3 protein-coding genes and 2 pseudogenes are annotated in these 4,766 nt (G+C 57.7%); all 5 read right to left on the reverse strand.

Annotated elements, in window-relative coordinates; translation table 11 throughout:
• Positions 1-489 (reverse strand): annotated as a pseudogene (locus tag JHD07_RS33115) (transposase); the annotation flags it as partial.
• Between the two features lie 588 nt (positions 490-1,077).
• Positions 1,078-1,338, reverse strand: a complete 261-nt coding sequence (locus JHD07_RS33120; RefSeq protein WP_080655037.1) for a hypothetical protein — start codon at positions 1,336-1,338, stop codon at positions 1,078-1,080.
• A gap of 125 nt (positions 1,339-1,463) precedes the next feature.
• Positions 1,464-3,008 carry a DHA2 family efflux MFS transporter permease subunit gene (locus JHD07_RS33125; RefSeq protein ID WP_024343493.1) on the reverse strand — a complete coding sequence of 515 codons (1,545 nt, stop codon included), beginning with the start codon at positions 3,006-3,008 and terminating at the stop codon, positions 1,464-1,466.
• A gap of 159 nt (positions 3,009-3,167) precedes the next feature.
• Complete coding sequence (locus tag JHD07_RS33130; protein ID WP_245265994.1) at positions 3,168-4,211, reverse strand: HlyD family secretion protein; 1,044 nt, start codon at positions 4,209-4,211, stop codon at positions 3,168-3,170.
• Positions 4,212-4,264: 53 nt separating this feature from the next.
• Positions 4,265-4,558, reverse strand: a pseudogene (locus JHD07_RS33135) (IS110 family transposase); the annotation flags it as partial.
• Positions 4,559-4,766: the final 208 nt, after the last annotated feature.

The following is a 4,766-nucleotide window of genomic DNA, read 5'->3' on the forward strand; positions in this document are numbered from 1 at the left end:
GCTTGGCGTCGGTCGGGAAGGTGATCGCCTTCGGCTGCACGGTGGTATCGACCGTGACACGCTTGAGGTCCTGGCTGCGTAACGCGCCGGCCTCGTGCGCCACCCGCAAGCTCTCGGCCAGCAACAGCTCCAGCTTGTCGCCGAGCCGCTTGCGCCAATGGCTCAGGTCCGAGCGCTCGTGCGGGAACGCGTGCTGGAAGAACTCTTCGCCGGTGAAGTACTGGAAATACGGGTCGTGGACCCAACGCTCGCACACCCCTCATCGGACAGGCCGTAAATGTGCTTGAGCAGCAGCAGCCCGATCACGAAGCGGGTCGCGATGCCCGGCCGACCGTTCTCGCTGTAGAGCGGCGCGATCTCGCCGTCGAGCCAGTCCCAATCGATCTTGCCGGCGAGCTGAACCAGCTCGTGCTTCATGTTGATGATCTGGTCCAGCCTGGCCCGGAACAGATCGCCCGATCCCGTCGTCCTGTGCTTCTTCGGTCGCATCGCCACCTCCGATACGACGAAGGAATCATGACTGGCGATTCGACGGAATCCTGAAAATGAAATTGCAAGGTTCCGATGCCCGACCCATCAAAACCCTGCAATCCCAAAACCATCCACAAAGACAAATGCGATTCTGGCTCAGTCGCTTAGCCGAACTTCACGGACGACGAGATAGGTTCGATACCTGCCATCATGTTCTCGTCTTTATCGAGCGAAACCGTTCCAGCGGATACTACTCGTTCTCACTTCTCTTGGAATAGCCTCTTTGCGACTTCTCACCAAAAGCGACGTCAAAAGACGCCTGTCGATCACCCGCAGGTGCTCGCCAAATCGGTGCCCGCGGTTGGCCGGCATCGCTACCCATCCAGCCAATGCTCGCGCGTTACGGGACATACGTGGCGTTACAGCCACAGTCTGCGGAGGGAAGCATATTGAACATCCCTTCCCGGCAGAAAGCCCCAACCATAATGAAGCAGAGCGCGCAAAGGCACACGGCAGGAGCCCGACGACAAAGCGTGCACCCCCGGCAATCGCAAGCTTGTATCTTGAAGCGGCGGGGGTATGTGCTGCGTGAGGGTGGGATATGCCCTACTTATCGCTGTCCTCGCTACCAGAGGCCGGCGGCAGGTCACCGCGCCGTGCATTCCTAAGTTCGGCTCGGGAGGGATAAAATACGGCGTGGCATTCCGGGCTGAGACGAGGCCCGGAATGACGCAAACAGGTGGCAATGGCGTTCGCATCCGGAATGTATTGTCCACACAAACGTAGCGCGTCTGGTGTGCAAGCCTCGCGTTGCGCAGCACTCCCCTCTTGTCCAAGCGCGGCGGAAGCGAACATAGCCCATGTCATTCAAATCTCCTCTGCACCACATGATGAACACTTGCTTTCGAAGTAAGTTCCGGGAGAGGCCCCATGTTGAGGAAGGAGGCTGCCTCCGCTGTTTCACCTCCTTTGAGGCGACTGTGGCTTCTAAACTATTCCATGACCATCGCATGATCACTCGGCGAAGAGCTGCCACCTCGCCGCAAAAGCAGAACCAACGGAATCGCCGCCAAGGATAGGACCATCATCAGTTTGAAATCATCAATATAGCTGATGATCGAAGCCTGCATTTGAACAAGCTGATCGAGTGCGGCTCGCCCCGTCGGGCTCCATGGGCTCAATGCATGCAAGACAGCGGAGTTATCGAATGCGCGATTGGTCGCCGTGACGTGAGCCGAAATGGTGGCATGATTGATCTGTCCGTTTCGGATCAAAAGATAGCATACGATCGATATTCCAACGCTCGAGCCCACGTTGCGCGACAAGTTGTACAGCCCCGTCGCATCTCCGCGCTTCTTTTCAGGAAGGGTTGAGAAGGTCACCGTCGTCAGAGGTACAAAGAGAAATCCCAGACCTGCACCTTGGATGAATCCGGTCAGCGCAATAGTTGCTTCCGAGACGTTTTGATTCCAGCCGGTCATGTCGTACATTGCCCAGGCAGTCAGCAACAGACCGATCATCAGCAGCCATCGGGTATCGACACGCCCGATCAGGCGACCGACCAGAAACATGCAAACCATCGTTCCCATACCGCGCGGCCCCATGACGATTCCGGCCGTCACGACCGGATACCCCATCAAGGTTTGCAGAAACGGCGTCAGCAACGCGAGCGAGGCAAGATATGTGATGCCAACGATAAAGATGAAAAGCATGCCTACCGCAAAATTGCGGTCGAGGAAGAGCCGCGGATCGACGAACGAATTGCCTGCTGCCGCCGTGAAGGTGTGGACGAGAAAAACGTAGAAGGCCGAAACTGCTACGGTCGCTTCGATCAGGATCTCCAGCGAGGAAAACCAGTCAAGTTGCGCGCCCCGATCGAGGAAGACCTGCATTGCAGCGATTGCAACGCTTAAGCTCCCGAAGCCGAGCCAGTCGAGCTTGGTGTTGCCCAGTTCCTTCTTCTCCCGCAAAAACGCAGAGATTCCGCCAAATGCCAGCGCCCCAATGGGAATATTGATGTAGAAGACCCAGCGCCAGCTAAAATGATCGGTGAGATAGCCTCCGATGATGGGTCCCAAAACGGGCCCTACCATGACGGAGACCCCGAACAGCGCCATTGCGGAACCCCGCTCCTTCGCCGTGTAAACATCGAGGAGAATGGACTGCGCGATCGGCACCAGCGCGGCACCGAAGAATCCCTGAAGCAGACGAAAGGCAACGATCTGAGACAGGGATTGCGCGATGCCGCACAGGACCGAAGCGACGACGAAGCCGGCGATCGCCACCAGCAGCACGCGTTGGCGCCCGAACTTGCTGGCGAGGAAACCCGAGGGAGGCGTCATGATCGCCGCTGCGACGATGTAAGAGGTGAGAACCCAATTTATCTGGTCCGCGCTGGCTGACACACTGCCCTGGATGTACGGAAGCGCCACGTTCGCAATGGTGGTATCCAATGCCTGCATGATGACCGAGAGAATGACGCAGGCAGTAATCGCTGGGCGATTGACAGGACGTGCACCCGACTGTGGGCTAGCCATTCGATGTCCTCGATGATCCAAACAAGTCGACCAGGAAGCTCGGAAATCCGCGCGGATGGCCTGTATCAATGCTAAGCACGACGCTCATCCCCACCCGGAGCGCCGGCTTTGCGGGATCGTTTTTAACCCAGACGCGCATCGGAATGCGTTGCACGACCTTCACCCAGTTGCCGCTGGTGTTTTCTGCCGGCAAAAGCGAAAAACTCGAAGCCGACGCGGGGCTAATACTGTCGACCGTACCGACCATTTGACCCCAGGATATGTGTCGACCTCGATAACCGCGTGTTGGCCCGGCTTGACGTACGTAAGCTCGGTCTCTTTCGGGTCTGATTGAATCCAGACATCATCGGTTGAGACGATGTTGAAACCAGTTGCAGCAGCCGCGAGATATTGTCCCGGCTGCAGCGATGGCACATTGGTGACAATGCCGTTGAAAGGCGCCCTTACAACCGCATGCGCCAGCTCGCGGGCGGCTTCGTTGCGAGCGGCTATCGCATCTTTGTACCGCGGATGGTCTTCGATTGGCGCATCGGGATTCCCATTCAGGTTGGCGGCAAGTCCAGCCAATTGCGCCTGCAATGAAGCCAGCTTTTGCTGTGCCCCTTCCAATGTATTGCGCGCCGCGTCGAAGGTCGCTTGTGGCGTGAAGTGACTGGCGAGGAGCTGTTGCTGGCGTTGGAAATTGACCGTGTTGAATTCGACATCCTTTTTGGCCTGCTCGACTTGAGCCTGCATATTCCGGTAACTCGCCTGCAACGCGAGTAAATCGTTTCTCGTGTTGCCAATTTGGGCTTCTGCCCGATCAAGAGCAAACTGGAATTGCTGGGGATCGAGCTTGAACAGAATGGCGCCCTTGGCGACTGTCTGGTTGTCATGCACCAGAATTTCACTGACGATTCCGCCGACATCGGTCGACAATCCCACCTTGTCGGCCTGCACATACGCGTTCTCGGTCGACATGGTCGCTCCGCCGGTCACGTAGTAATACGTCCCGATCACAAGCGCGAGCGGGAGCAAAGCAAACATCAGGGAGCGAAGTCGTGATTTTTGGGCAGGGGGACGCTTCGTCTCCTGGGAAGGTGGTTTTTCGGGAAGAGATTCTTCGGCCGATTTGCGAACTTGGGGACTGATGGACGGAGACTCTGACTGCGCCATCCATTCTTCTTTTTTTAACGAAGAACGCCCCGCTGCATGTCGCTCCATCGCATTACATCTCCGCACTGATCTTTAACTGGTCATACGATCGTTCAGTCCATTGGTCGAGCGACCGCTTCGCAGATCGCCTCCGCGTCGACTGCGTCGTTCTTGCCCCGCTTGATGTAGGGTTTGACATATCCTGCCGGCATCAGCCGAACGTCGTGGCCGAGCGCGGTCAGCTCCCGGCCCCAATGATGAGCGCTACCGCAGGCCTCCATGCCGATCAAGCAGGGCGACAACGCCTCGAAGAACTCGATCACCTCGGAGCGGCGAAGCTTTTTACGGGCGACGACCCTGCCGGTCTCGTCGACCGCATGAACCTGAGGGCCGTGTAACGGCTTCACCGGATCCACCGTCCCGGCGACGGGACTTCGGGCATCGGGCTTCAGTTCAGCCCGGTCGCGTTCTTGATCTCCTCGACGTGTTCTATGCTGTGATCGGGCCCGCTTCGGTCCATCGGTAAGTCGTGCCATCGACCCAGATCCGATGCAGGATCACTGCGAGCTTGTCAAACGCCATCCGGAACTGCCCCCTTTGCGTCATGAAGAACTGCCCCCACCA

This window comes from Bradyrhizobium sp. (assembly GCF_016462955.1).
In the GTDB taxonomy this organism is placed as follows: domain Bacteria; phylum Pseudomonadota; class Alphaproteobacteria; order Rhizobiales; family Xanthobacteraceae; genus Bradyrhizobium.

Bases quoted from the DNA above. Each gene is read 5' to 3' on its own strand.
- JHD07_RS33125 (WP_024343493.1), bottom strand. From the start codon at position 3,008: ATGGCTAGCCCACAGTCGGGTGCACGTCCTGTCAATCGCCCAGCGATT.
- JHD07_RS33120 (WP_080655037.1), bottom strand. From the start codon at position 1,338: ATGACATGGGCTATGTTCGCTTCCGCCGCGCTTGGACAAGAGGGGAGT.
- JHD07_RS33130 (WP_245265994.1), bottom strand. From the start codon at position 4,211: ATGGAGCGACATGCAGCGGGGCGTTCTTCGTTAAAAAAAGAAGAATGG.